General features: G+C 66.6%; 23 protein-coding genes. 19 read left to right on the forward strand and 4 right to left on the reverse strand.

The annotated features are described in order from the left end of the window. The first annotated feature begins 25 nt into the window (after positions 1-25). From ACQR0W_RS10550 to dhaK, 13 genes are all read left to right on the forward strand, one after another. Positions 26-673, forward strand: coding sequence for a 4'-phosphopantetheinyl transferase family protein (locus tag ACQR0W_RS10550; protein ID WP_315749848.1), 648 nt, complete (start codon positions 26-28; stop codon positions 671-673). Between the two features lie 331 nt (positions 674-1,004). Further along, the gene (locus ACQR0W_RS10555) at positions 1,005-2,336 is read left to right on the forward strand and encodes an ABC transporter substrate-binding protein (protein ID WP_315749849.1); all 1,332 of its coding nucleotides are present in this window, start codon (positions 1,005-1,007) and stop codon (positions 2,334-2,336) included. Positions 2,337-2,460: 124 nt separating this feature from the next. Continuing rightward, positions 2,461-3,423 carry a carbohydrate ABC transporter permease gene (locus ACQR0W_RS10560; RefSeq protein WP_315712570.1) on the forward strand — a complete coding sequence of 321 codons (963 nt, stop codon included), beginning with the start codon at positions 2,461-2,463 and terminating at the stop codon, positions 3,421-3,423. Then, entirely contained in the window at positions 3,420-4,373 is a 954-nt protein-coding gene (locus ACQR0W_RS10565; protein ID WP_315712568.1) for a carbohydrate ABC transporter permease, read from the forward strand. Before ACQR0W_RS10560 ends, ACQR0W_RS10565 begins: the two co-directional genes overlap by 4 nt. Then, the gene (locus tag ACQR0W_RS10570; RefSeq protein WP_315749850.1) at positions 4,370-4,588 is read left to right on the forward strand and encodes a hypothetical protein; all 219 of its coding nucleotides are present in this window, start codon (positions 4,370-4,372) and stop codon (positions 4,586-4,588) included. Before ACQR0W_RS10565 ends, ACQR0W_RS10570 begins: the two co-directional genes overlap by 4 nt. A 4-nt stretch (positions 4,589-4,592) precedes the next feature. Next, positions 4,593-5,705 (forward strand): ABC transporter ATP-binding protein, encoded by a 1,113-nt coding sequence (locus ACQR0W_RS10575; protein ID WP_315712564.1) that lies wholly within the window; start codon positions 4,593-4,595, stop codon positions 5,703-5,705. Next, entirely contained in the window at positions 5,698-6,708 is a 1,011-nt protein-coding gene (locus ACQR0W_RS10580; RefSeq protein WP_315749851.1) for an ABC transporter ATP-binding protein, read from the forward strand. Before ACQR0W_RS10575 ends, ACQR0W_RS10580 begins: the two co-directional genes overlap by 8 nt. Before the next feature lie 3 nt (positions 6,709-6,711). After that, entirely contained in the window at positions 6,712-7,323 is a 612-nt protein-coding gene (gene dhaL / locus ACQR0W_RS10585; RefSeq protein WP_315749852.1) for a dihydroxyacetone kinase subunit DhaL, read from the forward strand. Beyond that, a complete protein-coding gene (dhaM, locus tag ACQR0W_RS10590; RefSeq protein WP_284416623.1) occupies positions 7,320-7,718 on the forward strand; it encodes a dihydroxyacetone kinase phosphoryl donor subunit DhaM in 399 nt (132 codons plus the stop codon). The genes dhaL and dhaM overlap by 4 nt, the downstream gene beginning before the upstream one ends. 12 nt (positions 7,719-7,730) lie before the next feature. After that, positions 7,731-8,033 carry an HPr family phosphocarrier protein gene (locus ACQR0W_RS10595; RefSeq protein ID WP_315749853.1) on the forward strand — a complete coding sequence of 101 codons (303 nt, stop codon included), beginning with the start codon at positions 7,731-7,733 and terminating at the stop codon, positions 8,031-8,033. Positions 8,034-8,035: 2 nt separating this feature from the next. Continuing rightward, a complete protein-coding gene (ptsP, locus tag ACQR0W_RS10600; protein ID WP_315749855.1) occupies positions 8,036-9,655 on the forward strand; it encodes a phosphoenolpyruvate--protein phosphotransferase in 1,620 nt (539 codons plus the stop codon). Continuing rightward, a complete protein-coding gene (locus tag ACQR0W_RS10605) occupies positions 9,652-10,104 on the forward strand; it encodes a hypothetical protein (protein ID WP_315712557.1) in 453 nt (150 codons plus the stop codon). The genes ptsP and ACQR0W_RS10605 overlap by 4 nt, the downstream gene beginning before the upstream one ends. Next, positions 10,101-11,090 carry a dihydroxyacetone kinase subunit DhaK gene (gene dhaK / locus ACQR0W_RS10610; protein ID WP_315749856.1) on the forward strand — a complete coding sequence of 330 codons (990 nt, stop codon included), beginning with the start codon at positions 10,101-10,103 and terminating at the stop codon, positions 11,088-11,090. Before ACQR0W_RS10605 ends, dhaK begins: the two co-directional genes overlap by 4 nt. A gap of 12 nt (positions 11,091-11,102) precedes the next feature. Here the strand turns inward: dhaK and ACQR0W_RS10615 are convergent, their stop codons facing one another. Continuing rightward, positions 11,103-11,879 carry a GntR family transcriptional regulator gene (locus ACQR0W_RS10615; RefSeq protein WP_316170368.1) on the reverse strand — a complete coding sequence of 259 codons (777 nt, stop codon included), beginning with the start codon at positions 11,877-11,879 and terminating at the stop codon, positions 11,103-11,105. A gap of 66 nt (positions 11,880-11,945) precedes the next feature. Between ACQR0W_RS10615 and ACQR0W_RS10620 the strand changes: the two genes are divergently transcribed. The 6 genes from ACQR0W_RS10620 to ACQR0W_RS10645 are packed head-to-tail and all read left to right on the forward strand — an operon-like array spanning position 11,946 to position 19,404. After that, complete coding sequence (locus ACQR0W_RS10620) at positions 11,946-13,265, forward strand: M20 family metallopeptidase (RefSeq protein ID WP_316170369.1); 1,320 nt, start codon at positions 11,946-11,948, stop codon at positions 13,263-13,265. Continuing rightward, a complete protein-coding gene (locus ACQR0W_RS10625) occupies positions 13,265-14,815 on the forward strand; it encodes an ABC transporter substrate-binding protein (RefSeq protein ID WP_316170370.1) in 1,551 nt (516 codons plus the stop codon). The genes ACQR0W_RS10620 and ACQR0W_RS10625 overlap by 1 nt, the downstream gene beginning before the upstream one ends. Before the next feature lie 15 nt (positions 14,816-14,830). Beyond that, complete coding sequence (locus ACQR0W_RS10630; protein ID WP_316170371.1) at positions 14,831-15,778, forward strand: ABC transporter permease; 948 nt, start codon at positions 14,831-14,833, stop codon at positions 15,776-15,778. After that, positions 15,771-16,601 carry an ABC transporter permease gene (locus ACQR0W_RS10635; RefSeq protein WP_316170372.1) on the forward strand — a complete coding sequence of 277 codons (831 nt, stop codon included), beginning with the start codon at positions 15,771-15,773 and terminating at the stop codon, positions 16,599-16,601. The genes ACQR0W_RS10630 and ACQR0W_RS10635 overlap by 8 nt, the downstream gene beginning before the upstream one ends. After that, on the forward strand, positions 16,598-18,172 hold the full coding sequence (nikE, locus tag ACQR0W_RS10640; RefSeq protein ID WP_316170373.1) for an ABC transporter ATP-binding protein: 1,575 nt from the start codon (positions 16,598-16,600) through the stop codon (positions 18,170-18,172). Before ACQR0W_RS10635 ends, nikE begins: the two co-directional genes overlap by 4 nt. Positions 18,173-18,189: 17 nt before the next feature. After that, entirely contained in the window at positions 18,190-19,404 is a 1,215-nt protein-coding gene (locus ACQR0W_RS10645; RefSeq protein ID WP_315827452.1) for a M20 family metallopeptidase, read from the forward strand. An 8-nt stretch (positions 19,405-19,412) separates the two neighbouring features. Here ACQR0W_RS10645 and ACQR0W_RS10650 read toward each other — a convergent pair whose 3' ends face one another. Genes ACQR0W_RS10650 through ACQR0W_RS10660 form a run of 3 tightly spaced genes read right to left on the reverse strand, consistent with a single transcriptional unit; the run spans position 19,413 to position 23,985 of the window. Continuing rightward, positions 19,413-19,769 carry a carboxymuconolactone decarboxylase family protein gene (locus tag ACQR0W_RS10650; RefSeq protein WP_315712545.1) on the reverse strand — a complete coding sequence of 119 codons (357 nt, stop codon included), beginning with the start codon at positions 19,767-19,769 and terminating at the stop codon, positions 19,413-19,415. 8 nt (positions 19,770-19,777) lie between these two features. Then, positions 19,778-22,999, reverse strand: coding sequence for an efflux RND transporter permease subunit (locus ACQR0W_RS10655; protein WP_316170374.1), 3,222 nt, complete (start codon positions 22,997-22,999; stop codon positions 19,778-19,780). After that, complete coding sequence (locus ACQR0W_RS10660) at positions 22,996-23,985, reverse strand: efflux RND transporter periplasmic adaptor subunit (RefSeq protein WP_315712542.1); 990 nt, start codon at positions 23,983-23,985, stop codon at positions 22,996-22,998. The genes ACQR0W_RS10655 and ACQR0W_RS10660 overlap by 4 nt, the downstream gene beginning before the upstream one ends. Between the last annotated feature and the right edge of the window lie 26 nt (positions 23,986-24,011).

Genomic DNA, 24,011 nt, shown 5'->3' on the forward strand with positions numbered 1-24,011 from the left:
CGCGCGTGCAGAGTTGGTGATGTGAGTGCTTGCAAATCTGTTTGACGGTCCGGTCGTGGTGGCGGCGTCCAGCCTCTCGCTGGCGGAGGATGAGCTGTTTCCCGAAGAGCGCGCGCATATCCAGGCCGCGGTCGCCAAGCGGCGCGCCGAGTTCGCGACCGCCCGGATCCTGGCGCGCAGGGCGCTGGCGTCGCTGGGAGCTTCGCCGGTCGCGCTCGTCCCGACGCCGGATCGCGCGCCGGTGTGGCCGTCGGGCTATGCGGGAAGCATCTCCCATTGTGCCGATCATTGCGCCGTGGCCGTGGCCCGAAGCAGGGATGTCCCGTCCCTTGGACTGGATGTCGAGGACCTGCGCGAGCTCGATCCGTCGATGCGCGATCTTGTGCTCACGCCGGCCGAACGGCAATGGCTTCGCGGCCAGCCCGACGCGTTGCAGCCGATGCTGCCGATCGTGATCTTCAGCGCCAAGGAAGCCTACTACAAATGCCAGTATCCGCTCACGCGCGGCTTCCTGGATTTCCAGGATGTCGAGCTCGCGATCGCATGGGCGGCGGGCACCTTCGAGGTGCGTGTCATGAGAGAGGATTGGCCGGCCGCCGTTGCTCGCCTTGCCGGACGCTTCTTCATCGCTGACGGCCGGGTCAGTTGCGGCGTGACGTTGGCGAAGGGCTGATCACGCGGATGCAGCCTGGAGTTGGGCCGCGCCTGCGTCCTGGCGGCGGCGCCGGAGAGCCACGCCATCGCCATCCCGGCAAACCTCCGGACGACGAGCAGCTTACCGCAGTCGCTAAACATGATGCGCTGCAAACGTCGCGAAAACGCGCTTGACATGTTTAGTCGTTCGCAATCTACTAAACAAAATACTTAACTCGGACGGATGATCCGAGGGCCAGGGGAAACGCTTGCGGCTCGCGCTGTCGTTGTGACGGCGCCGCTCGCCGCGGGCCATGCATCGCCGTCACCCACGCGAAGCGGGGACGGCGCCAACAGGGAGGGAGTGCCAGATGAAGTTGCTGCAGACATTTGCACTGGCGGCGACGGTCGCCGCCGCGACCGTGCTCGGCGCGTCCGCGCCGGCGCGCGCCGAAGGAAAGACGATCACCCTGTGCTGGGCCGCCTGGGACCCGGCCAATGCGCTGGTCGAGCTGTCCAAGGACTTCACCGCCAAGACCGGCGTCAACATGAAGTTCGAGTTCGTGCCATGGCCGAACTTCGCCGACCGCATGCTCAACGAGCTCAACTCCAAGGGCAAGCTGTGCGACCTGATGATCGGCGATTCCCAATGGATCGGCGGCGCGGCCGAGAATGGCCAATACGTCAAGCTCAACGAGTTCTTCGACAAGGAAGGCATCAAGATCTCTGATTTCATGCCGGCCACCGTCGCCGGCTACGCCGAATGGCCGAAGGGCTCGCCGAACTACTGGGCGCTGCCGGCGATGGGCGACGCCAACGGCTGGACCTATCGCAAGGACTGGTTCGCGCGGCCGGAGATTCGCGAGGAATTCAAGAAGAAGTTCGGCCGCGAGCTCGAGGTGCCGAAGACGCAGGAAGAGCTGAAGGACATTGCCGAGTTCTTCCAGAAGCGGGTGATCGACGGCAAGACCGTTTATGGCGCGGCCATCTTCACCGAGCGTGGCTCGGAAGGCATCACCATGGGCGTCACCAACGCGCTCTATCCGTTCGGCTTCAAGTATCAGAACCCGAAGAAGCCGTATGACATGCAGGGCTTCGTCAACTCGGACGATGCGGTGAAGGGCCTCGAGTTCTACAAGGCGCTGTACAAATGCTGCACGCCGCCCGGCTATTCCAACGGCTACATGCAGGAAGGACTCGATGCCTTCAAGTCCGGCCAGGTCGCGCTGCAGATGAACTGGTTCGCCTTCTTCCCGGGCCTTTACAAGGATCCCAATGTCGGCGGCGACAAGATCGGCTTCTTCGTCAACCCCGCGCAGAAGGAGAAGGGCTCGCAGCTTGGCGGGCAGGGCATCTCGGTGGTGGCATATTCGCCTAACCGCGCCGAAGCGCTCGAATATATCAAGTGGTTCGCCGCGCTCGACACCCAGAAGAAGTGGTGGGCGCTCGGCGGCTACAGCTGCCACAAGGGCGTGCTCAACGATCCCAACTTCAAGAACACCGCGCCGTTCGCCGCCGACTTCCTGGTGGCGATGGACCAGGTGGTCGACTTCTGGGCCGAGCCGTCCTACGCCCAGCTTCTGCTCGCGATGCAGAAGCGCGTCCACGACTATGTCGTCGCCGACCAGGGTACGGCGAAAGGCGCGCTCGACGGGCTGATCGCCGACTGGACCAAGGTGTTCAAGGAGGACGGCAAGCTGTGATGGAGGCGGCACCTCTCGCGCAAGCGAGATCCGCCACGACAATCCCTCCGGCGAGCTTCGGCTTGCCGGGCGGACCAGCCAGTCTCACCGCCAGCCCGAAGCCGCCAGTGAAGCAGCCCCTCGCATGACCGACCAAACCGGACTGAGCAGCCTCGTCGACCGCGCCGCCCTGGTGACGCCGCCCGCCGTGGCGGGGCGCGTGCGCGGCCTGTCCGAGCGCGCCATCGCCTGGCTATTCATCATGCCGACCATGCTGCTGCTGCTCGCGATCAACATTTTCCCGTTGATCTGGACCATCCGGCTGTCCTTTACCAATTATCGCGCGAACCGTCCGAACGCCACCGTGCTCGATATCGGACTCGCCAACTACCAGTCGATCCTGACCGATCCGGACGTCTGGGCGGCGATGACGGTGACCGCGCGCTTCGTGTTCTGGACCATCCTGATCCAGACCCTGCTGGGCTTTACGCTAGCCTGGCTGATCGACAAAAAGTTCCGCGGCCACGGCCTGTGGACCACCTTGATCCTGCTGCCGATGATGCTGTCGCCGGCTGTGGTCGGCAACTTCTGGACGTTCCTCTACCAGCCGCAGATCGGGCTCTTCAACTACGTCATCTCCGCCGCGACGGGCGCGCCCGCATCGTCTTTCCAGATGCTGGCGCAAGTGCCGCTCGCGCCCTGGGCGATCGTCATCGTCGACACCTGGATGTGGACGCCTTACGTGATGCTGATCTGCCTTGCAGGTCTCCGCTCGATTCCCGACTACATCTATGAGGCGGCCGAGGTCGATCGCGCCTCGCCGTGGCGGCAGTTCTGGTCGATCACTTTGCCGATGGCGCTGCCGTTCATCATGCTGGCGGTGCTGTTCCGCGGCATCGAAAACTTCAAGATGTTCGACATGGTCAACCTCCTGACCGGCGGCGGTCCAGGCTCGACGACCGAGGTCGCCTCGATCACCCTGAAGCGCGAAGCCTTCGAGAAGTGGCGGACCGGCTATTCCTCGGCCTTCGCCATCATCCTGTTCGTCACCGTGTTCGGCCTCGCCAACATCTACGTCAAGGCGCTCAACCGGGTGAAAAGCCGATGACCGGTCTCGCAACCGCCCATTCCGTCGTCGATCCGTCGCCGCTGACCAAGCGGATCGCGGCAACCGTGGTGATCGCCTATGCGCTGATCACTCTGGTGCCGCTGCTGTGGATCTTCATGACCGGCTTCAAGTCGCCGTCGGACGCGATCGCCTATCCGCCGAAGCTCGTCGCCGAGCCGAGCCTGGAGGGCTATTGCAACCTGTTCACGACCCGGACCCGGCAGGCGCCGGAGTACATGGCCAAGCTGCCACCGGCTGCCAGTCTGTGCGACCGCATCTCGCGCGGCCGCAACATGGTGGTCGCGGGTCCATCGAACTACATCCCGCGCTACGTGAATTCGCTGGTGATCGCGTTCGGCTCGACGGCGCTGTCGGTCGTGCTCGGCACGCTGGCGGCCTACGCGTTCTCGCGCTTCAAGGTGCCGTTGAAGGATGATCTGCTGTTCTTCATCCTGTCGACCCGGATGATGCCGCCGATCGCGGTCGCGATCCCGATCTATCTGATGTATCGCGAGCTCGGCCTGTCCGACACGCGGCTCGGCATGATCCTGCTCTATACGTCCGTCAACATCTCGCTCGCGGTCTGGCTGCTCAAGGGATTCATGGACGAGATCCCGCGCGAATACGAGGAGGCGGCGATGGTCGACGGCTACACCCGCCTGCAAGCCTTCTTCAAGGTCGTGTTGCCGCAGGCCACCACCGGCATCGTCGCCACCGCGATCTTCTGCCTGATCTTCGCCTGGAACGAATATGCCTTCGCGGTGCTTCTGACCTCGGGCACGGCGCAGACCGCGCCGCCCTTCATCCCGATCATCATCGGCGAGGGCGGCCAGGATTGGCCGGCGGTCGCGGCGGGCACCACGCTGTTCCTGATCCCGATCGTCGTGTTCACGGTGCTGCTGAGAAAACATCTGTTGCGCGGCATCACCTTCGGAGCGGTGCGCAAATGACCGAGATGGCACAAGATCAGCCGGCCGATGCGGCGCACTCGCGCTGGCCACGGGCGCTGCGGCGCGGCCCGATGGAGACGCTGGCAACGATCCTCATTGCGGCCGGCGTGCTGATGCTGCTGCAGCCGTTCGCACTGGTGCTCTACACCTATTCCTTCATCACCACGCTCGCCGGCGTCGTGATGTTCACCATCGTCTCCAAGTTTCCGGACTGACGCCATGGCCGAGATCCGGATCGAGAATCTGTTCAAGGAGTTCGGCGGCTTTGCCGCCGTGCGCGGCACAAGCTTCACGATCGCCGACGGCGAGTTCTTCTGCCTGCTCGGTCCGTCCGGCTGCGGCAAGACCACGACGCTGCGCATGATTGCAGGCCTGGAGCTGCCGACCTCGGGGGCGATCAGGCTCGGCGGCGAGGACGTCACCTTCCGCCGCGCGCGCGAGCGCGACATCGCCATGGTGTTCCAGCTGTTCGCGCTCTACCCGCACATGAACGTGCGCCGGAACATCGCTTTTCCCCTGGTCTCGATGGGGGTGCCCAAGGGGGAGATCCGGCGGCGGGTCGAGGAAGCCGCGCGCATCCTGCGCATCGACCATCTGATCGACCGTCCGGTGAGCGGGTTGTCGAGCGGCGATCGCCAGCGCGTCGCGCTCGGCCGCGCCATCGTCCGCGAGCCGAAAGCGTTCTTGATGGATGAGCCGCTCGGCGCGCTCGATGCGGAGTTCCGTCACATCATGTGCGGAGAGCTGCGCGCCCTGCACGACCGGCTCAAGGCCACCACCGTGTTCGTGACTCACGACCAGCTCGAGGCGATGTCGATGGCCGACACGATCGCGGTGATGAATCGCGGCGTCGTGGAGCAGCTCGGAACGCCCCAGGAGATCTACGACCGTCCCGCCACCATGTTCGTCGCGGACTTCATCGGCTCGCCGGCGATGAACTTCATCCGCTTCGCGGGCAGGCTTGGCGCCGGCACGAACTGCGTGCGGATCGACGGCGCCGAGATCGGCGTGCCCGAGCTGCGCGAGGATGCCGGGAGCGACGAGTTGGTCCTCGGTGTGCGGCCGGAGCAGGTGGCGCTCAGCGCCGAAGGCGGGCTGCGCGGCGAGGTGTTCGGCGCCGAATATCTCGGCACCACCCAGATCATCACCGTCACGACGTCTCATGGCATCGTCAAGGCGCGCGCGCCCGCGGCGGTCCGGGTGCAGCGTGCGGAGCCGGTCGGGCTCAGCTTCCGCGCCGACCGGCTGTCGCTGTTCGACGCCGCCACGGGCCGCGCGGTCCGCACGGCGCTGTATGAGCAGCCGGTGAGAGGAGGGCGCCATCATGGCTGAGACGCGGCTCAACGCCGTCAGCAAGTCGTTCGGTTCCAAGCCGGCGGTACGGGATTTGTCGCTGACCATCCGCGACGGCGAGCTCGTCGTGCTGCTCGGGCCGACCGGTGCCGGCAAGACCACGACATTGCGGCTCGTGGCCGGCCTCGAGATGCCGGATCGCGGCAGCATCACCATCGGCGGCGTCGACCAGACGAAGGCGACGCCGGCCGCGCGTGACGTCACGTTCGTGTTCCAGCAATATTCTCTCTATCCGCATCTGTCGGTGTACGACAATCTGGCTTTCCCACTGCGCTCGCCGGTGCGCAAGATTGCGGAGGCTGAGATCAGGCGCATCGTCGGTGACGTCGCGGCGATGCTCCGGATCGAGGACAAGCTCGGCAACCGCGCTACTCAGCTCTCCGGCGGCCAGATGCAGCGCGTGGCGATCGGCCGCGCGCTGGTGCGCAGACCTGCGATCGCGTTGCTAGACGAGCCGCTATCCTCGCTCGACGCCAAGCTGCGTTCCGAGCTGCGCATCGAGCTCAAGCGTATCCAGCAGGATCTCGGCGCCACCATGCTCTACGTCACCCACGACCAGATCGAGGCGATGACGCTCGCCAACCGTATCGGCGTGATCGAGCAGGGCCGGCTGGTGCAGGTCGGCAGCCCGCGGGAGGTCTATGAGGATCCGGCCAATACCTATGTGGCGACCCGGCTCGGCAGTCCCGGCATCAATCTACTGCCGCGCGGGCTGTTTCCGGATCTTGCGGTGCCGGGCGACGTCGCGACGATCGGCGCGCGCACCGAGCACATGACGGTCCGGCGCGCCGAGAGCCGTGCCGACGCACGGGTGAAATGGATCGAGCATCTCGGCGATCAGAATCATCTGCATATCACGCTGCAGGACCAGACCATCGTCAGCCTGGTGGAGCCGGATACGGAATTGAAAGTCGGCGACTCCGTCGCTATCGAGTTCACCCGGCCGCTGCTGTTCGACCGGGCGGGCCAGCGGGTGAGATAGACAATGGACCAGGCGTTCAAGCGCAAGGTGATCGTGGCGATGGCCGATGCCATCATCGCCCATGCGGAGGAGCTGACCGCGCTCGACTCGGCGATCGGCGACGGCGATCACGGCCTCAACATGAAGCGCGGCTTCGAGGCCGTGCTCGCCGATGTGGACAATATCTCCGCCAAGCCTCTTCCCGAGGCGTTGAAGGCGGTCGGCATGGCGCTGGTGATGAAGGTCGGCGGTGCGTCCGGTCCGCTCTATGGCACGCTGGCGATGGGACTTGGCAAGGCGCTGCCATCAGAGCCCTCTGCCGCCGAAGCGGCGGCGGCGCTCGGTCGCGCCATCGCGGACGTCAAAGCGCGTGGCAAGTCGGAAGCAGGGCAGAAGACCATGCTCGACGTCTTGATCCCTGTGCAGGTCGCTTTTGCGGCCGGTGGCGACGATCTCAGTTCCCGGCTGCCCGCAATCGCCGCCGAGGCCGCCGACGCGACGGTGCCGATGCTGGCGATCCGCGGCCGTGCTTCGTTTCTCGGCGAGCGCTCGATCGGGCACATGGATCCCGGCGCGCGCTCGTCCAGCCTGCTGGTGCAGGCGATCTGCGGCGTATTCAATGAGGCCTGGGCATGAGTGAGCAGAAGAATGTCGGCATCGTCATCGTGTCGCATTCCGCCAAGGTGGCGGAAGGCGCGGCCGACATGGTCCGGCAGATGGTCGGCGACAGCGTGCCGCTCGCGGCGGTCGGCGGCAATGCCGATGGCGGGCTCGGCACCGATGTCGGCGCCATCATGGGCGCGATCGACAAGGCATGGTCGGAGTCGGGCGTTGCGATCCTGGTCGATCTCGGCGGCGCCGAGACCAACAGCGAGATGGCGGTGGAGATGATGCCGGAGGAGCGGCGCGAGCGCATCGTGATCTGCAACGCGCCGCTGGTCGAGGGCGCCGTGATGGCGGCGACGGAAGCTTCCGGCGGCTCGCCGCTCGATGCGGTGCGCGCGACCGCCGAAGAGCTGATGGGCGGATGAGCGGGAACGACAATGGCTGACGGTGGAGAGATCGGCATGCAGGAAGCGAAGGCGCACGCGCTGCTGACCAACGAGGTCGGGCTGCATGCGCGGCCCTCGGTCAAGCTGACCCAGCTCGCCAAGCGCTTTGCGTCGAGCATCGAAGTCGCGATCGCGGCCGACGGGCCCTGGACCGACGCCAAGAGCCCGGTGAAGATCATGCGCGTCAAGGCCGCCAAGGGCGAGACGCTGTTCCTGCGCGCCAATGGAACCGATGCCGAGGCCGCCATCGCCGCGCTGGTCGATCTGGTGAACCGCAAGTTCGACGAGGAGTGACGATGGAGCGGCGTATCTTCGGGCGGGCGGCGTCGGACGGGATGGCCATCGGGCCCGCGGCGATCCTGCATGCGCTGGAGGGCGCCAGCCGGACGAAAGGGGCGATCGCCGAGGAGCATGAAGCGCTCGCCGTAGCGGTCGCGCATGCGCGCGAGGCCGTGGCCGAGCTGATCGACAGGCTCGAGGGAGACGCGGCCGAGCTGATCGGCTTTCAGCTCGCGCTGCTCGAAGACGATGCGCTGACCGAGGCGGCTTACGTCCAGATCGAGGGCGGCGTCGCTGCGGATGCGGCTTGGCGTGCGGCGATGGCGGAGGAGATGGCGGGGTATGAGTCCGCTGAGGACGAATATTTCCGCGCCCGCGCCGGCGACCTCGCCGACATCCGGGATCGCGTGCTGCGACACTTGTTCGGCTTGCAGCAGAACGGCAAGTTGCCGAAGGGGGCGATCGTCGTTGCGCGTGATCTGGCGCCATCGGCTTTCCTCGCCATCGAGTGGACGAATGGAGGGGGCATCGCGCTCGGCGAGGGCAGCCCGACCAGCCATGTCGCGATGTTGGCGCGCAGCCGCGGCGTGCCGATGGTGGTCGGGCTCGGTCACGATTGGGACAAGCTGACAGGGGATTTGCTGGTCGATGGCGGTCGCGGTGTCGTCATTGCCGATCCCAGTGCGCAGCGTATCGCTGCCGCCCGGGCGGAGGATGCGACCGCCTCGCGCCGCAAGGCGGACGCGATCGCGCGCCAGCACGAACCGGCACTGACGCGCGACGGCACCCGCGTCTCGGTGCTCGTCAACATCTCCGGCCCTGCCGACATGACGCTGCTTCCGGCCGCAGCCTGCGACGGCATCGGCCTGGCACGCACCGAGTTTCTCACCGGCAACCTGCTTCACGACGAGGAGGCACAATATCACGCCTATGCCGAGCTCGTGCGCTGGGCCGAAGGCCGGCCGGTCACGATCCGCACGCTCGATGCCGGCGGCGACAAGCCGATTCCGGGCTACACGATCGATGGCGAGAGCAACCCGTTTCTCGGCCTTCGTGGCCTCCGTCTGTCCTTGCGTCACCCCGAGATCTTCCGCGTTCAACTGCGCGCGCTGGCTCGCGCCGCTGCGCTCGGACCGCTCAAGGTGATGCTGCCGATGGTGACCAATGCAGCGGAGCTGGACGTGGCGCGTCGCCATCTCCGCGCCGTGCTCGCCGACTTGGCCGCCGGCAACGTCGCGTTCGCCGCGCCGGCCTTCGGAATGATGGTCGAGGTGCCGGCTGCTGCGTTGGCAGCGCATGACTTCGCTGCGGACTTCTTCTCGATCGGCACCAATGACCTGACCCAATACGCGACCGCTGCTTCGCGTGACGGCGCCGAGGTCGCCGACTATGCTGACGTGCTGCATCCCGGGGTGCTGGCGATGATTGCCCATGTGGTGCGCGCTGGTCGCGCGCGGGGCGTGGAAGTCTCGATCTGCGGCGACGCCGCCGGTGATGTCAGAGCCATGCCGGCGCTGCTTGAGCTCGGTGTGCGCGCGCTGTCGGTCGCGCCGGGCCTGCTGCCGCTGGTGAAGGCGGCGATCCGCGAGCTTGACCTCGCCAAGGGCACGGAAAAGACCGCGGAAGAGGGCGCATGAGTGACCAGGATGCATCGGGGGCCGCGAGTCCGCTCGCCGAATACAAGGCGATCCTGCGCGCGGTGATCGACAGCCGTCCCTCCGGTACACGGCAGCGGCTGGCGGAGGCGATCGGCAAGAATCGCAGCTTCATCTCGCAGATCGTCAATCCGGCCTATGCGACGCCGATCCCGCTGCAGCATCTCGAGACCATCTTCCACATCTGTCACTTCTCGCCGCATGAGCAGCAGGCTTTTCTGACCGCCTACCGCGCCGCCCATCCGGGCCGGCTGGACGAGGTCGAGGCGCAGCGGCCGATGCGGCGCCTCGTGGTCGAGCTGCCGGACTTCGGCGACCCCGCGCTCAACGCCCATGCCGACCGCATCATCACCGGCGTCGCGCGCGGCATCACCGCGCTGATCTCAGCCAACGAAAACAACGACGACGCCGAACCGGGAGGGAAGCCATGAAGAAGCTGATCAACGCCGTTTCCGACGTGCTGACCGAGAGCCTGCAGGGTTTTGCCGCCGTGCATGGCGACATCGTCACGCTGGGCGAGGACAACAAGTTCGTTCGCCGCAAGAGCCTCAAACCGGGCAAGGTCGCGCTGATCTCCGGCGGCGGCTCCGGCCATGAGCCGCTCCACGCCGGCTTCGTCGGGCCGGGCATGCTCGATGCCGCCTGTCCGGGCCAGGTTTTCACCTCGCCGACGCCTGACCAGATGCTCGCGGCCGCGCAGGCCGTGGACACCGGCGCGGGCGCGCTGTTCATCGTCAAGAACTACGAAGGCGACGTGATGAATTTCGCGATGGCCGCGGAGATGATGGAGGGCAAGGTCGCGACCGTCATTACCGACGACGACGTCGCGGTCGAGACCTCGACCTATTCGACCGGCCGCCGCGGCGTTGCCGGCACGCTGATCGTGGAGAAGATGCTGGGTGCTGCGGCCGAGCAGGGCCGCGATCTCGACGCGCTGAAGGCGCTTGGTGACGACGTCAACAGGCGCACCCGCTCGATGGGCGTGGCGCTGACCTCATGCACGGTGCCGGCCGCGGGCAAGCCGACCTTCACGCTCGGCGAGGACGAGATGGAGATGGGGGTCGGCATCCATGGCGAGCCCGGCAGGCGCCGGGTCAAGCTGGCGTCCGCGGACGCCATCGCCGAGGAGATGATGGGCGCGATCCTGGCCGATCTTGCAGCGAAGCCCGGGACTCCGTGCCTGCTGCTGGTCAACGGCTTCGGGGCTACGCCAGCGATGGAGTTGTACGTGATGGCCAATGCGGCGCGGCGCATCCTGGAAGGGCGCGGGCTCGCCATCGCGCGCGGGCTGGTCGGCTCCTACGTCACCTCGCTCGACATGGCCGGCTGCTCGCTCACCGTGACCGCGCTCGATGATGCATCGCTGGGACTGTGGGACGCGCCGGTGCACACCGCGGCGCTGCGCTGGGGCTGCTGAAGCGATACGTGCTCAGCGGATCTCGTTCGAGTAGTAGTGTTGCGCCGTCGTGGCGCGGTGCTGGCTGAGGATCGCCAGCGCGCCGGTCTGGTCGTAGGCCTCCTCGTCGATCACCAGCACGGCGCTCGGAGCGGGCAGGCCGAGCAGCTTGCGGTCCTCCTTGGTGGCGACCTCCGCCGTCACCTTCTCGCGCACCGCGGCGATCCGGATGCCATAGGCCTCGAGCAGATGCCGGTAGATCAGGGCAGGGACCTTCTTCGGCTCGGCCGGAAATCCCGCCACGCGGCTCGCGACCATCGAGATCCGCGAATGCAGCACCGGCGCGCCAGCGACGCGGCGGATGCGATGAAGATGCAGCAGCGGCCCGCCCTCGGCCATCGCGAACAGCGCGGCTTCGCGTGACTCGGCGGCGCGTGTCGTCACCGACAGCACCTCGGCCTCCGAGTGCAGCAGGCTGCCGTCCGCGGCGAGCAGGCGGAAGTACTGGAAGAAGAAGCTGAGCCCATGCTGCGACGCGCGGCCCGTCACCACCGTGCCGGTCTTGCGCCGGCGCATCAGCATGCCGCCCGCGGTGAGATCGGCCAGCGCGCGGCGGATGGTGCCGACGGCGACGCCATATTGATTGGCGAGCGCGACCTCGCCGGGCAGCACTGTGCCGGGCGGCATGTCGCCGATCAGGATCGCCTCGGCGATCTGGCGCTTGACATGCTCGTAGAGCGGCACCGGCAGCGCGCCCGGACCCGCCCCCACCCCGTCTGCCGCTTTGCTGGCCACAGCTGCCTTTTTCATGGAATTGACAAACGCCGCGTCGTGAATTCTATTTCTATATAGAATATAGGATAGAGCTGGCGGCAAATGATTTCTGAGGGCATTCCAGCGGACCGGGGCGCGCGCAGCCTGGCCAGCGCTTTTGCCGCGATCGACGCCATGGCCGAGACGGCGGTCGAGGACCTGCGGAAGATGGTGGCGGTCGACACCAGCTTTCCTCCGGGGGCCGGCTACGATGCATTTGCCGACGTGATGGAGCAGCTCGCTGCCCCGCTGGCACTGGATAGCGAGCGCGTGATCGTTCCGGAGGACCTATGGCGCGCACCGGGGGCGCGCGGATCGCGGACGAATCTGATCGCACGGCGCCGCGCCGGCAGACCGGTGCTCGGGCTCTATTTCCATGTGGACACGGTACCGGCGGCGCCCGGCTGGGCCACCGATCCGCTGCAGCTGAGCCGCGACGGTGACCGTCTGATCGGACTCGGCGCGGCCGACATGAAGGGATCGATTGCGGCGGCGCTGCTCGCACTCCGCGGCGCGCAGCAGACTGGATTGCCGCTGGCCTATGATCCGATGTTGCTGCTGTGCACGGACGAGGAGGCAGGGCTTTATCCCGGCGTGCGTTACCTTGCCGAGCAGGGCCGTCTCGAAGGGCATATTCTGAATTTCAACGGCAGTGCCATGCCGCGGATCTGGGCCGGCTGCTTCGGCCTGTTCACGCTCACGGTGCGGGTTCACGGCAAGGCAGCGCATGCCGGCGAGCAGCGCCGCGCCGGCGCCAACGCGATCGAGGCGGCGCTGCCGATCCTCAATGCGCTCGCGGCCCTCGAGCCGGTCATCGCGCAGCGGACGTCGGCGTTGCCGCCACCGCCGCAGGCGGCTGGACCGCTCGCCGCGAGCCTCGACATCTCAGCCATTCATGGCGGCCAATGCGGCGGACAGATCCCCTCGCTGGTCGAGATTCTCCTGTGCCGCCGATACACGCCCGAGGAGGACTTCGCCGCTGCACGCCGCGAGATCGAAACGGCCGTCCGGCAGGCGGCCGGCACCCTCGACGTCGAGATCATCCTCACCGGCCATCTGATGCCGACATCCGATCCCGGCGGGCCGCATTGGTCGCGCTGGCAGCAGGCGCTGTCGGCCGGCTTCGGCTATGCCGCGGAAGACTTCGCTCGCTGGGGGGCGGCCGGCTGCTCCGATTTCGGCTGGGTGCAGCAGGCCACGGGCGTGCAGGAGGTGCTGCTCACGGGCCTCGGCAGGCCCGATAGCCGCATTCATGCGCCGGGCGAATCCACGACGCTCGCCGACATCGTCGCATTGGCGAAATCGGTGCTCGCCTATCTTGCAGCCGAGTTCCGTCCCGAACTCTGTCCCGAAGCCATCACGCCTGAAAAGGACTTCGCCTGATGCCGTCCGTGACCCGTCGTCATTTCCTTGCCGGCTCCGCGCTCGTGCTTGGTGCTCTGCCGCAAGTCTCTCTCTCTGCCGAGGTGCCGAAGCACGGCGGCGTGTTGCGGATCTCGGTCGACCAGGGCGCGGCGGTCATTCATCCGCTGCTCGCGCGTGTCAATCCGGAATACCTCATCACCGAGCTGCTCTATTCCAACTTGACCCGGTTGAAGCCGGACATGTCGGTCGAGCCGGACCTCGCCTTGTCGTGGCAGGCCGGCGCGGGGCTCACCGAGTGGACGTTCAGGCTGCGGCCCAATCTCAGTTTCCACGACGGCTCGCCGCTGACGGCGGAGGATGTCGTCGCGACCTTCAAGGCGATCCTCGATCCGAAGACCGCATCACCGGCGCGCACCAATGTCGGCCCGATCAAGGATGTCGCTGCCGTCGATGCGTCGACCGTGCGGTTCACGTTGTCGGTTGCCTTTGCCGATTTTCCGGTCGCGCTCGCCTACAACAATGCGCGCATCGTGCCTGCGAAAGTCGTTGCTGCCGATCTCGCCAGCCTCGCCACAAAGGCGAATGGTTCAGGGCCGTTCAAGCTCGTGTCCTATGAGCCGGACCGCAAGATCGTCGTCGAGCGCAACCCGGCGTATTACGATCCGGCGCGGCCTTTGCTCGATCGCGTCGAGATTCTCGTCTATCCCGACCGCACCGCCGAAGCATCGGCTCTGATTTCGGGCGACATCGATCTCATGTTGTCGACCACGCCCGGCGAATATGAGCGGCTCGGCAAGGCCAGCGGCGTCAAGGCGGTGCGGGTCCCCTCGGGGCAGTTTCTGAACGTCAACATGGGCTGCGATCAGAAGCCGTTCAACGACGTTCGCGTGCGCCAGGCGCTGGCGCTGACCATCGATCGCGAGGCCATGGCCGGCTTCGTGGCCGGCGGCTACGGCACGCCCGGCAACGACACGCCGCTGAGCCCCGCCTACCGGTTCTATCAGGACAGCAAGCTGAAGAAGCCCGACATCGCGAAAGCCAGGCAATTGCTCGCCGATGCCGGCTATCCCTCCGGCATCGACCTGACGATGGTGGCATCCGACAAACCGGACACGCGCACGCAGCTTGGCGTTGCGATCCGTGAGATGGCGGCACCGGCCGGCTTCCGCATCAACGTTCAGACGATGCCGCACGCGACCTATCTCGACCAGGTCTGGAAGAAGGGCAATTTCTACGTCGGATTCTACAACATGCAATCGACCGCCGACGCGATCTTCAAGCTGCTCTACACCTCGGATGCCGCCTGGAACGAGACACGCTGGAACAATGCGCGCTTCGACGAGATCGTCAATGCGGCGCGTAGCGAGACCGACGATGCCAATCGCGCCGCGCTCTATGCGCGGGCCCAGACGATGATGAGCGAGGAGGTGCCGTCGGTCATTCCGGTCTTCTTCGACATCCTGGCGGCGCAGCGCGCCTATGTGGAAGGATACCAGCTGCATCCGCGCGGATCGGTGTTCCGGCTCGATCTCGTCTCGCTCGGCGCAGGCGCGCCCAGGCGCAGCTGAGACGGGATCCGAGCGGTGTCATTCGCCTGGCTGCTGCGGCGGCTGCTCCTGATGGTCTATACGGTCGTCGTCGTCAGTGTGCTGGTGTTTGCCATCACACAGGCGCTGCCGGCTGATGCCGCGCAGACGCTGCTTGGCGAGAACGCTTCGCCGGAGGCGCTGGCCGCAATTCGCAGCCGGCTCGGGCTCGACGACCCGGTCTGGCTGCAATTCTCGCATTGGGTCGCGCACGCGGCCATCGGCAATTTCGGTGTCTCCATGCGCACCGGCCTGCCGGTTGCGCCGGAGATGCTGACGGCGCTGTCGCGCTCGCTGCTGCTGGCAGCGGGCGCACTCGTCGTCACCCTCCTGATCGCGGTCCCGCTCGGAATCTTCGCGGCGCTCCGCAAGGGGCGGCCGGCGGATACGGCCACCAGCGTGGTCGCCTATCTCGGGGTCTCCCTGCCGGAGTTCGTCACCGCAACCGTGCTCGCGCTGCTGCTGACCGACATTCTGCCATGGCTGCCGGCGACCGGCTACGTGTCGCCGCTGGAGGATGCCGGGCCGGCGCTGCGCCATCTGATCCTTCCGGTCCTGACCGTCTCGGTCATTCTCGTCGCGCATGTGATGCGCATGATGCGTTCGGAGACGCTGGACGTGCTGCAGTCCGACTACGTCCGCGCGGCGCGGCTGAAAGGCCTGCCCGAGCGGACGGTGCTGGTGCGGCACGTGATGCGCAACGCGCTGCTGCCGGTCATCACCATCGTCGCGCTCGACGTCGGCTATCTCCTGGGCGGCATCATCGTCATCGAGGAGATTTTCGCCATTCCCGGCATCGGCCGGGCATTGATGATCGCCATCACCACCCGCGATCTGCCGTCGATCCAGGCCGGCGCGATGATCATGGCGGTCACCTATGCGATCACCAACACGCTGGCGGATGTCGTCTACGCGCTGCTCGACAGGCGGATCAGCTATGACTGAGCTGCTCGGCAGGATGATCCGCAAGCCGCAGGGGGCGATCAGCGTGATGCTGCTCGTTGCCCTCGCCATCGTCTGCATCCTCGGCCCGTGGCTCGCGCCCTATGGGGCGGAGAAGATGGATTTTCTCGGCCGTTTCCGCCCGCCGGGATGGCAGAACTGGCTGGGCGCCGATCAGTTCGGCCGCGACGTGCTGAGCCGGCTGCTGTCCGGCGCGCGCGCCACCGTTCCGATGGCGCTCGCGGCGACGCTCGCCGGCAGCGCGATGGGCGCCGTGGTCGGCGTCGCATCGGCCTATCTCGGCGGCAAGGCCGACGAATTCATCATGCGCACCAACGATGCTGTGATGGCCGTTCCTGGCCTCCTCATGGCGCTGCTGCTGGTCAGCACGCTCGGCAATGGGGCAGTCAACGCGGTGATCGCGATTGCCTTTGCGTTTGCGCCGGGCATGGCGCGGGTCACGCGCTCCGTGGCGCTTGCTGTGCGCAGTCAGGACTACGTCAAGGCCGCCATCGCGCGCGGCGAAGCGGCATCGCAGATCATTTTCCGCGAGATGCTTCCGAACGTGATGGGCCCAATCATCATCGAGGCCACCATCCGGGTGTCATTTGCGGTGATGCTGTTCGCGACGCTCAGCTTCCTCGGCCTGGGTGCACAGCCGCCGGCATCGGAATGGGGCCTGATGGTGGCCGATGCGCGCCAATACATGCACCGGGCGCCATGGATCCTGATCGCGCCCTCGGCCGCGATCGCGCTGTCGGCGATCGCCTTCAATCTCGTCGGCGATGCCCTGCGCGACGCGCTGAATCCGCGGGACGATCGATGAAGCCGGCGCTCGCCATCACTGCTTACGGACTGGATTACGTCACCCCGGCGGGCGCTGTGGAGGTGCTGCGTGACGTGTCGCTCGAGATCGCGCCCGGCGAGGTGCTCGGCCTCGTCGGCGAATCCGGCTCCGGTAAGAGCTCGCTGGCTTGGGCGTTGATGCGGCATCTGCCGGCCAATGCCCGCGAGGTCTCGGGCTCCCTGTGTCTGGGTGACCTCGACCTGCGGTCCCTCAGCCTGAAGCGACTGACCGCGGTCCGTGGCCGCCGCATCGGCATGGTGTTCCAGGATCCGTCGACCGCGCTCAATCCGACATTGACCATCGGCCGCCAGATCACCGAGGCGCTGATGCGTCATCGCGATCTGAATGCGCGGGCCGCCAGGAACCTCGCGATCGAATTGCTCGGCCATGTCGAGCTGCGCGACCCCGTGGCGGTGCTGCGGCGCTATCCGCACGAGATCTCCGGCGGCGAGAAGCAGCGGGTAGTCATCGCGACGGCCTTCGGGTGCCGGCCCGATGTCATCCTGTTCGATGAGCCTACGACGGCGCTCGACGTCATCACCGGTGCCCGCATCATCGAGCTGTTTGCGCGGTTGCGTGCGGAGACGGGCGTCGCTGCGCTCTACATCTCGCACGATCTCGCGATGATGACCCGGGTCGCCGATCGTGTCGCGGTGATCCGGCACGGCCGCATCGTCGAGCAGGTGCCCGCGTCTGACATCTTCAGGACGCCGCAGCACGCCTACACCAAGGCTCTCATCGCCGCCGTGCCGCGTCCGGAGCGGCGGCTCGTGAACGATCAGCCGGGCGCGGCCCTGGTGCTGGACGCACGCGGCATCGAAGTCCATTACGGCAGGGGCGGGCTGTTCCGTGCGGCTCCGCCACCGGCGACCAGGGCCGTCGATGTCCGCGTCCGTGCCGGCGAAATCGTCGGCCTCGTCGGTGAATCCGGCTCGGGGAAGTCATCCGTCGCTCGCGCCCTCACCGGGCTTGCCCGCTTCGACGGCACGATCAGCTTCGACGGCCGAACGTTGCGCAGGGCCGGTGACATGAACCGTGCCTATCGGCGCGATGTCCAGATCGTGTTCCAGCACCCGGATTCCTCGCTCAATCCGCGCCACCGGATCGGTGAGATCCTGTCGCGCCCCTTGAAGCTCTATGGCGGCGACGTCGCCGCCGTGCCGCGCCTGCTCGAACAGGTCCGGCTGCCGGCGTCGTATGCCATGCGCTGGCCGCACCAGCTCTCGGGTGGCGAGAAGCAGCGCGTCGCGATCGCGCGTGCTTTTGCGGCGCGGCCGCGCCTGGTGATCTGCGACGAGATCACGGCGCCGCTCGACGTCTCGGTCCAGGCCCAGATCATCGAGCTGCTGCTGGCTTTGCGCGCCGAGACGGGTGCGGCCTATCTCTTCATCACCCACGATCTCAACCTGATCAGGCAGATCGCGCACCGCATCGTCGTGATGCGCCACGGCCGGCTGGTCGACAGCCGTGCCGTCGATGCCTTCGGCGCAGACGACGTTCACCCTTACACCCGCGAGCTGATGGCGGCCTCGCCAGCGCCCGTTGGCTGACCGCAAGGATTGCCCCCATGGATCGCAACGACCTGCTCGCCCGCATCGACATTCCAGCTTCGCTCGCGCTGCTGTCGCGCATGGTTCAGCACAAGAGCTATTCGAAGACCGAGGGCGAGAAGCAGCTCGCGACCTTCATGGCTGAACAGATGAGCGCGATCGGCCTGGATGCCGCCGTCGCCCCGTTCGGGGCCGAGGGCCGTGTCAACGCGGTCGGCCGCTGGCACGGCACCGGCGGCGGCAAGAGCCTGCTCTTCAACGGCCATGTCGATACAAATCCGGTGACCGAGGGCTGGACCCTCGATCCCTGGGCGGGGAAGGTGGACGACGACTTCGTCTACGGAATCGGCGTGTCAAACATGAAGGCCGGCGACGCCGCCTATTTCTGCGCGGTCAAGACGCTGATCGAGGCCGGCGTCAGGCTGAGGGGTGATGTCGTTCTGACCTATGTGGTCGGCGAGCTGCAAGGCGGAGTCGGCACCTATTCGTTGCTGGAGCAGGGGCTGCGCGCGGACTATTTCATCAATTCCGAGCCAACCGACCTCAAGGCGATGACGATGCATGCCGCGGCATTCATGTTCATCATCGAGCTCGTCGGCAACACGCGGCATCTGTCGAAGCGCGAGGAGGCGGTGGACGCCATCACCGCCGCCTGCGATCTCATTCCGCGCCTCAATGCGATGCGGTTCTCCGGCGCGCGTTCGCCGGCACATGAGGCCATCAACCGCGTTCATGTCGGCGTCGTGCACGGCGCGCTCGGTCGTGAGTTGCACGAATGGCGAACGCCGCAGGTCGCGGATTTCGTCCGCATCAAGGGCTCCGGTCGTTACGCTCCTGGGCAGACCGAGCAGGGCGCGCTCGCGGACATGCGGCGCGAGCTCGATGCGCTGGAGGGGCGTTTTCCCGGCCTGAAGGCCCATCTGATGTCGGAGGACCGCGCCGGCGTGCCGACCATGCCGCCGTTCGAGGTCGCGCCGGACAGCCCGATCGTCCGTGCCGTCAACAATGCCTATCGTGTCGTGCGCGGCGCCGCCCAGCCGACAGGCCCGGTGACGCCGAGCTGCTTCTATGGCACCGATGCCGGCCATCTTTATACCTATGGCGGCATGGAGGGCATCGTCTGCGGACCGGGCGGCCGCTACAACACGATGCCGGACGAGCGCGTCGACATTCCCGACTATCTCGACATGATCCGCATCTACATGCTGGCCATTCTCGATATCTGCGGCTGAACCCGCGCTCAGGCGGCGGCTGCCTGTTGCTGGAATTGCTCGAACGCCGCAATCGCATCGGCGGCATACATCAACGACGGTCCGCCGCCCATGTAGATCGCCATGCCGAGCGTCTCCTCGACCTCCTGCCGGCTTGCACCGAGACGGACGAGCGCCTCCGCGTGAAAGCCGATGCAGCCGTCGCACCGAACGGCAACCCCGATCGCCAGCGCGATCAGCTCCTTGGTCTTCTTGTCGAGCGCGCCATCAGCGGCGGCGGCCCTCGCCAGTGCAGAGAAGCCCTGCATGACGTCCGGAATGTCCTTGCGCAGCGTCTTCAGGTTACCCGAGATGTCCTTGCAGATCTCGCTGTACAGCTTGGTCATGATAGCTCCTACGACATCTTCGTGGTGGGTTTGCCGGGCTCGCGCAGTGCGATGTAGATCGCGGGGATCACGAGTACGGTGAGCAGGGTGGAGGAGGCCAGGCCGAACAGCAGCGAGATCGCCAGCCCCTGGAAGATCGGGTCGAGCAGGATCGTCGCAGCACCGATCATCGCCGCGAGCGCCGTCAGCAGGATCGGCTTGAAGCGCACGGCGCCGGCCTCCAACACGACGTCGCGCAGGGTCTTGCCCTCGCCGCCACTGTGCCGGATGAAGTCGACCAGCAGTATCGAGTTGCGGACGATGATGCCGGCCAGAGCAATGAAGCCGATCATCGACGTCGCCGTGAACGGCGCGCCCAGCAACCAGTGGCCGAGCAGGATGCCGATCAGGGTCAGCGGGATCGGCGTCAGGATCACCAGCGGCAGCCGGAAGCTCTTGAACTGCGCCACGACCAGAACGTAGATGCCGAGGATGGCCGCGCCGAATGCGGCGCCCATGTCGCGGAAGGTCACGTAGGTGATCTCCCATTCGCCATCCCACAGCAGCGTCGGACGGGACTCGTCCTTGGGCTGGCCGTGGAAGCCGATCACGGGCTTCGGCAGCTTGCCCCAGTCATGGGCGTCGATCCGGTCGGCGACCGCGAGCATGCCGTAGAGCGGGGCCTCGAAGCGGCCGGCGAGTTCTGCCATCACCATGTCGGCAAAGCGGCCGTCGCGGCGGAAGATCATCGGCGACCCCTCTTCCATGGTGGCCTTCACGACTTGGCCGAGTTCGACGACGGTCTTGCTGCCGGGCACCGTGTTGGCGGGCACCGGCGTCGAGGCCAGGGCCTGGCTCCAGCTCTTGTCGTGCTTCGGCAGACGCACGGCGATCTCGATCGGATTGCGGTCTTCGCCGCGATGCGAGTAGCCGACCGAGACGCCGCCGAACAGCGTCTGGATCGTGTCGTAGACGTCGCGCTGCTCGACACCGAAGAACTCGAGACTGTCCTGGTCGATCGACAGTCGCAGACGCGGCCGTCGCTGACCGATGGAATCGTCGATGTCGACGATGAAGGGAACGTCGGCGAAGACCTTCTTGAGTTCGGTGGTGACGGCGCGCCGGGTCGCCGCGTCCGGACCGTAGATCTCCGCCAGCAGGGTGGCGAGCACCGGAGGCCCGGGCGGCACTTCGACCACCTTGATGCTGGTGCCGGCCGGCACAGGGATGCTCTTCAGCCGCTGGCGCAGCTCGAGCGCGATGTCGTGGCTCGCGCGCTTGCGGTCGCCGCGCGCGGCGAGATTGACCTGGAGCTCGCCGAGCTCGGGCCGCTCCCGCAGATAGTAGTGCCTCACGAGACCGTTGAAGTTGAACGGGGCCGCCGTGCCGGCATAGCTCTGCACGGTCGTGATCTCCGGCAGCCCATGCGCAATGTCGGCGGCCGCGAACAGCGTGCGCTCGGTATCCTCCAGGCTCGCGCCTTCGGGCAGATCGACCATCACCGCGATCTCCGACTTGTTGTCGAACGGCAGCAGCTTGACGGTGACGGACTTGGTGGCGAACAGCGTCATCGACAGCAAGGTGGCGATGCCGACGCCGAGCAGGAAGATCCAGGCGGAGCGCTTGCTGGCGACGATCGGGCGCGCGACGCTGCGGTAGATGCGTCCGAGACGGCCTTCGCCATGCGCGTCATGAGAGTCCGCCGAGGCGCTGGTGGACCTCGGCGCCAGCCGCAGCATCAGCCACGGCGCCACCACCATGGCGACGAAAAACGAGAACAGCATCGCCGCCGAGGCGTTGGCCGGGATCGGCGCCATGTAGGGGCCCATCAGTCCCGACACGAACAGCATCGGCAGCAGGGCGGCGACCACGGTCAAGGTCGCGACAACGGTGGGGTTGCCGACTTCGGCGACCGCCTCGATGGTGGCCTGCAGGCGCGGCCGGCCGTCATGCATGCCCCAATGGCGCGCGATATTCTCGACCACGACGATGGCGTCGTCGACCAGGATGCCGATCGAGAAGATCAGGGCAAACAAGCTGACCCGGTTGATCGTGTAGCCCATCAGATTGGCGGCGAACATCGTCAGCAGGATCGTGGTCGGAATCACCACGAAGGTGACGAGGGCTTCGCGCCAGCCAATGGCGACAGCAATCAGCACGACGATCGAGATCGTGGCGAGGCCGAGATGGAACAGCAGCTCGTTGGCCTTCTCGTTGGCGGTCTCGCCGTAGTCGCGCGTCACCGTGACTGCGACGTCGCTCGGAATGAGACTGGCCTTCAGCCCTTCGAGGCGCTGCGCGATGTCGTGAGACACCACCACGGCATTGGCGCCGGCGCGCTTGGCGAGCGCAAGACTCACCGCCGGCACCCGGTGCCAGTCGCCCTTGTCGGTGCGGGCGTCGTCCCAGACGCGATGCTCTGCGAGGTTGGGCCCGATGACGACGGTGGCGACGTCGCGCACATAGACGGGACGGCCGTCGCGCGTCGAGATCAGCAGCAGGCCGATGTCCGGGATGCCCGTGAGCGTCTGGCCCGCGGCGACGTTGCGCACGATACCGCCGTCGCGAACGTCTCCGGCCAGGAACGAGCGGTTCGCGTCCTTCACCTTGGCGACGAGCTGCTGCAGGGTGACGCCGAACAGCGACAGCTTTTCCGGATCGGGCTCGACCCGGATCTGCTGGGCGCCGCCGCCGGAGATATAGGTCAGGCCGATATTGTCGACCTTGGTCAGCTCCGCACGCAGCTTGTCGGCGAGCTCGTAGAGGTCCTTGTCCGACCAGCGCCCGGCGGCCTCCGGCCTCGGCGACAGCGTCAGCACGGTGACGGCGACGTCGTTGATGCCGCGGCCGACGATCAGCGGCTCGGGAATGCCGACGGGGATGCGGTCGAGGTTGGCGCGTAGCTTCTCGTGGACGCGCAGGATCGCGTCCTCGAACTTGGTCCCCACCAGGAACCGCGCGGTGACCATGACACGGTCGTCCTCGGTCTGGCTGTAGACGTGTTCGACGCCATCGATCGCCTTGACGATGGTCTCCAGCGGCTTGGTCACGAGCTCGACGCCGTCAGGCGCACGCAGGCCGTCGGCGTTGACGCGGATGTCGACCATCGGCACGCTGATCTGCGGCTCTTCCTCGCGCGGGATCACGACGACGGCGATGAGGCCGACCACGAGCGCCGCGAGCAGGAACAGCGGCGTCAGCGGCGAGGCGATGGTCGCCTGGGTAAGCTTGCCTGAGAGTCCGAGTTTCACGGCTGCACCAACTGGTCGCCGGCGCGCAGGCCGGACAGGATTTCGAGTCCATCGGGGAGATCGGCGCTCGGCAGAGCGCGGCCGCGCTGCACCGGAACGCTCACCTTCTGCGTCCCTTGCTGCAACTGGACATAATCGATGCCGAACCGCGTTGTGACGTAGCGCTGCGGGATCACGTAGGCATCGCGTTGGCCGCCGGAGATCCAGACCCGGAGCCGGTCGCCGACGAAATACTGGCCGAGACCGGAGACGATCGCGTCGGCCACGACACGGCCTTCCTCGATCTGCGGATAGACCAGGTCGATCACCCCCCATTTGTCGGCGCTGTCGCCGAACTCGGCACCGTCGACCCGGACCTTGTCGCCGGCCTTGAGAAAGAGAGCGTGGCGCTCGGGCACGCGCAGTCGCAGCTTGAAGTTCTGCTGCGCCACCGTGACCACGGGATCTCCGGGCAGAACCACAGATCCGACGGCAACCAACTTCTTCAACACGCGGCCGTCATCGGGAGCCAGCACCTGGCCCTCAGTCATCTGCTGGTTGACCACGGCACGCTCGGCGGTCTTAGCCCGCAGCCCGTTCTCGGCGACGTTCAGCGCCGTGCGCGTCTCGTCGAGCTTGATGCGGGGCAGGGTGCCGCGCTCGACGAGGCCCTCGGTGCGGGTGAAGTCGATCTGCGCCTGGTTCGCTTGCGCCTGCAGCGCTTCGATCTGGGCGTCGAGCGATTTGATCTGCAGGGCCAGTTTGTCGTCGCCGATCAAGGCGATGGGCTGGCCGCGCCTGACTGGGTCGCCTTCGCGCACCGAAAGCTGCACGATGGTGCCGCCGATGCGGCCGCGGGCAGGGACCACGCTGATGCTCTCCACCGTCGCGAACACCGCCTTCTCGTCGGCGACCTGCCGCGGCGCCACCGTCAGCGTCTCCGCAAGGGCGGGTGCTGCCTGCCACGCCATCGCGGCGATCAAGCTCAGGACCGATAATCTGCGCATCAGCCTATTCCTGTCTGGTTTGATTC

Origin of the sequence: Bradyrhizobium sp. HKCCYLRH1034 (assembly GCF_051168375.1) — a bacterium.
In the GTDB taxonomy this organism is placed as follows: domain Bacteria; phylum Pseudomonadota; class Alphaproteobacteria; order Rhizobiales; family Xanthobacteraceae; genus Bradyrhizobium.

Bases quoted from the DNA above. Each gene is read 5' to 3' on its own strand.
- ACQR0W_RS10555 (WP_315749849.1), top strand. From the start codon at position 1,005: ATGAAGTTGCTGCAGACATTTGCACTGGCGGCGACGGTCGCCGCCGCG.
- ACQR0W_RS10560 (WP_315712570.1), top strand. From the start codon at position 2,461: ATGACCGACCAAACCGGACTGAGCAGCCTCGTCGACCGCGCCGCCCTG.
- ACQR0W_RS10565 (WP_315712568.1), top strand. From the start codon at position 3,420: ATGACCGGTCTCGCAACCGCCCATTCCGTCGTCGATCCGTCGCCGCTG.
- ACQR0W_RS10570 (WP_315749850.1), top strand. From the start codon at position 4,370: ATGACCGAGATGGCACAAGATCAGCCGGCCGATGCGGCGCACTCGCGC.
- ACQR0W_RS10575 (WP_315712564.1), top strand. From the start codon at position 4,593: ATGGCCGAGATCCGGATCGAGAATCTGTTCAAGGAGTTCGGCGGCTTT.
- ACQR0W_RS10580 (WP_315749851.1), top strand. From the start codon at position 5,698: ATGGCTGAGACGCGGCTCAACGCCGTCAGCAAGTCGTTCGGTTCCAAG.
- dhaL (WP_315749852.1), top strand. From the start codon at position 6,712: ATGGACCAGGCGTTCAAGCGCAAGGTGATCGTGGCGATGGCCGATGCC.
- dhaM (WP_284416623.1), top strand. From the start codon at position 7,320: ATGAGTGAGCAGAAGAATGTCGGCATCGTCATCGTGTCGCATTCCGCC.
- ACQR0W_RS10595 (WP_315749853.1), top strand. From the start codon at position 7,731: ATGGCTGACGGTGGAGAGATCGGCATGCAGGAAGCGAAGGCGCACGCG.
- ptsP (WP_315749855.1), top strand. From the start codon at position 8,036: ATGGAGCGGCGTATCTTCGGGCGGGCGGCGTCGGACGGGATGGCCATC.
- ACQR0W_RS10605 (WP_315712557.1), top strand. From the start codon at position 9,652: ATGAGTGACCAGGATGCATCGGGGGCCGCGAGTCCGCTCGCCGAATAC.
- dhaK (WP_315749856.1), top strand. From the start codon at position 10,101: ATGAAGAAGCTGATCAACGCCGTTTCCGACGTGCTGACCGAGAGCCTG.
- ACQR0W_RS10615 (WP_316170368.1), bottom strand. From the start codon at position 11,879: ATGAAAAAGGCAGCTGTGGCCAGCAAAGCGGCAGACGGGGTGGGGGCG.
- ACQR0W_RS10620 (WP_316170369.1), top strand. From the start codon at position 11,946: ATGATTTCTGAGGGCATTCCAGCGGACCGGGGCGCGCGCAGCCTGGCC.
- ACQR0W_RS10625 (WP_316170370.1), top strand. From the start codon at position 13,265: ATGCCGTCCGTGACCCGTCGTCATTTCCTTGCCGGCTCCGCGCTCGTG.
- ACQR0W_RS10635 (WP_316170372.1), top strand. From the start codon at position 15,771: ATGACTGAGCTGCTCGGCAGGATGATCCGCAAGCCGCAGGGGGCGATC.
- nikE (WP_316170373.1), top strand. From the start codon at position 16,598: ATGAAGCCGGCGCTCGCCATCACTGCTTACGGACTGGATTACGTCACC.
- ACQR0W_RS10645 (WP_315827452.1), top strand. From the start codon at position 18,190: ATGGATCGCAACGACCTGCTCGCCCGCATCGACATTCCAGCTTCGCTC.
- ACQR0W_RS10650 (WP_315712545.1), bottom strand. From the start codon at position 19,769: ATGACCAAGCTGTACAGCGAGATCTGCAAGGACATCTCGGGTAACCTG.
- ACQR0W_RS10660 (WP_315712542.1), bottom strand. From the start codon at position 23,985: ATGCGCAGATTATCGGTCCTGAGCTTGATCGCCGCGATGGCGTGGCAG.